We start from the raw sequence: 2487 nt of genomic DNA on the forward strand, positions 1-2487 counted from the left end.
CGGATTTCCCCGAGAAGTTTCCGCAGCGCGGGGTTCATCTCCAGGAAGGGGAACTCGTCGACGACGAAGTGGTCGCCGATGATGCCGATGTGGAGCGTGCCGATGGAGGAGGTCATCTGGCCGATCCGTTTGTGCAGGCGCTCGAAAAGCTGTTGGATGCGCTGGTGGTTTTCGGGATAGATGGTCGCCGCCTGGATCGTCTGGGCGAGATCCTGGATCACGGCGAAATATTCCTGTCGGTCCTTCATAAGGGCTCCTTCATGCTGCGCAGCAGACCGTCGCAGTGGGATCGCACCGCGAACCTCCGGGCCTTCGCACCCCGTTGCAGGAAGGCGATGGCTTCGCTGCCGCCGATCCGGTACAGTGCGCTGGCCGCGTCGATCCGCGTCTGGTCGACCTTTTTCGAGGAGAAAAACCCCTCCGCGAGGAGGATCTTCCCCAACTCCGGGACCGCTTCGGGAGCCCCCAGTTTCCCGATCGCCAGGATCGCCTCCCGTTTCACCCGGTGTTCGCGGTGCGAAATGGCCTGGATCAGGGGTTCCAGGGCCTGCCGGTCGCCGACGTCCCCGAGGATGGTGCAGAGGTTCCGCACGAAATACCATTTCGGGTGCGACATGCGCTTTCCCGCATCCGGGACGACGGCGGGCCCGAGCCTGGCGAGAATCTTGATCAAGGCCCGCCGCCGGGAGGGGTCCGGTTCGATGAGCAGCCGGTTGAGGAGCGGGGGCGCGGCGATCCCCCCGAATTTTGCCAGAAGGTCGTGGATCGTTTCGACGTCTTCCGGGGGAACATCCCCGGAAAGGCAGAGATCCGCGATCTGCCCGAAGTCGGTTTCCATGACGACGTCCTGAACCCGGCCTCTCCAATCCTCCCGGATGGTTGTCACGAGCGAATCCAGCGTGGTCAGGACGGTGGAAAGGAGGGAGAAGTCCCTCAGGGAGATGAGGTTGGGGATGGCTTTCCGGACATCCTCGAGGAGGTCGAAAAACTCGGACTCCTTTGGCTCTTTCTCCAGCAGTTGAAGCAGAATCCGCAGGTTTTTCCCGCGGACCTCCCGCTCGGAGAACGACTTCTCAACCCCCAGGTCGTCGGCCGTTTTTTTCCCCAGCCTCATGAGGTACGACTTGCGGAGGGAGGAAATATCCTCGAGGAAGTCCCGGTGACTGTCCCGGAGGTATCTCTCCTCGTCGCGGGAGAGGAGGAGTTTCTCGACCGCCTCCCACGTCTTCTGGGCGTAATAATCCTTGACCCTCCTTTTCTCCCGGACCTGCTCCGTGACGCGGTGAAGGAGGGCATTCCCCGTATTGCGCTCGCCCGCCAGGATGCCGAAGGCCCTCCGGAGCCTGTCTCCTCCTTTGCCCTCCAGGGAAACGAGGGTTGCGACAAGATCGAGGAATTCCTCGTCCGTGTGGCCCTCCACGAGGGACCGCGCGATCATCAGGTCGTTCGCGCCGCCCTCTGCCCCTCCACCGGAGTCCGGCCATGCCATTCCGCTTCCCAGCGAGGAAAGGATCTCCTTTTTCTTGTTTTTCGGGAGCGCATTCACGTACATCGTGAGACGGCCCACGATGTTCTGCAGCACCTCCGCCGATATCGGCGATTTTCCGGCGTCGCTCTCCCGCCTGCTCTCCGCCTCACGCGCCCGCCGAAGGATCGCTCTGAGGAGCGTCGGGGTATGGAGGAGATCCTCCATCATATTTTCTTCCTTGCTCTTGTCCGTATAGTCGGCCGTGAGGAGCATCCGCCAGAGGTCCCTCTCGCGGTTCTCGCTCTGGACGGGGGCGGAAGCATCCGAAAGCTTTCGGGACAGCAGTTCCTTGTAGTCGAATGGAGAAAGGGAGATTCCGGCGATTCCGCTCTCCCGCAGGAATTGTTCGGCGGAAACCTGCGTTTTCTCCTCCTGCGATTCGTGGAGGAAACGGAACAGCGAAAGCAGACCTTCGGGAGTGACGGACGACTCGAGCCCCAACGTGGCTACCTGCCGGAGATAGAGGTTCTCCGTCAGGCGGGCGACGAGTTCCTGCCCCCCCCCGAGGAACTCGTTCCGGTAGAGGAACTTGTCGCGCGCGATCCCGAGAAAAAGCCTCCCCTCGGGCTCTTCGGACAGGCGGGCAAGAAGAGCGGCGTGAAATTCGCCCACCCGTTTGGAGAGAATCGGGTGGTCCGTCCCGTAGAGGCCGGCCCAGTGAAAGGTCTTCGCAAGGGCCAAAACCAGCGGCCCGATCGAAGGGCTCCCTTTTTCTGCGGTCTCACCCGTCATTCAATAGAGAATCTCATCTTGTTTCCCGGGAATCAAGGGTTCATGCAACGGAAGGCGATCCGGGCGGGACGACCTCTCGCGGGGCGCGCTTCCGATGATCGGTCCGCCGCCGTGGCGCCGCGCTTCGCCTCCCCCGCCGGGAACCATCGCGTTCGACGGACTCCTTGGGTCCCTCTTACCGTCTCCCGCCGGGCGATGCCGGGCCCGGGGACGGGGGAAAAAGGAGG

General features: G+C 62.5%; 2 protein-coding genes. Both read right to left on the reverse strand.

Features of this window, described 5'->3' with window-relative positions; all coding sequences use genetic code 11:
- On the reverse strand, positions 1-248 hold a 248-nt coding region (locus VJ307_01020), incomplete at its 3' end, for a hypothetical protein (GenBank protein HJX72707.1).
- Complete coding sequence (locus VJ307_01025; protein HJX72708.1) at positions 245-2260, reverse strand: HEAT repeat domain-containing protein; 2016 nt, start codon at positions 2258-2260, stop codon at positions 245-247. The genes VJ307_01025 and VJ307_01020, both read right to left, overlap by 4 nt.
- Between the last annotated feature and the right edge of the window lie 227 nt (positions 2261-2487).

It is taken from the genome of Candidatus Deferrimicrobiaceae bacterium, from assembly GCA_035256765.1.
Classification (GTDB): domain Bacteria; phylum Desulfobacterota; class Deferrimicrobia; order Deferrimicrobiales; family Deferrimicrobiaceae; genus CSP1-8.

What these genes read in the sequence shown, in the direction of transcription:
- VJ307_01025 (HJX72708.1), bottom strand. Translation starts at nt 2,260, where the DNA reads ATGACGGGTGAGACCGCAGAAAAAGGGAGCCCTTCGATCGGGCCGCTG.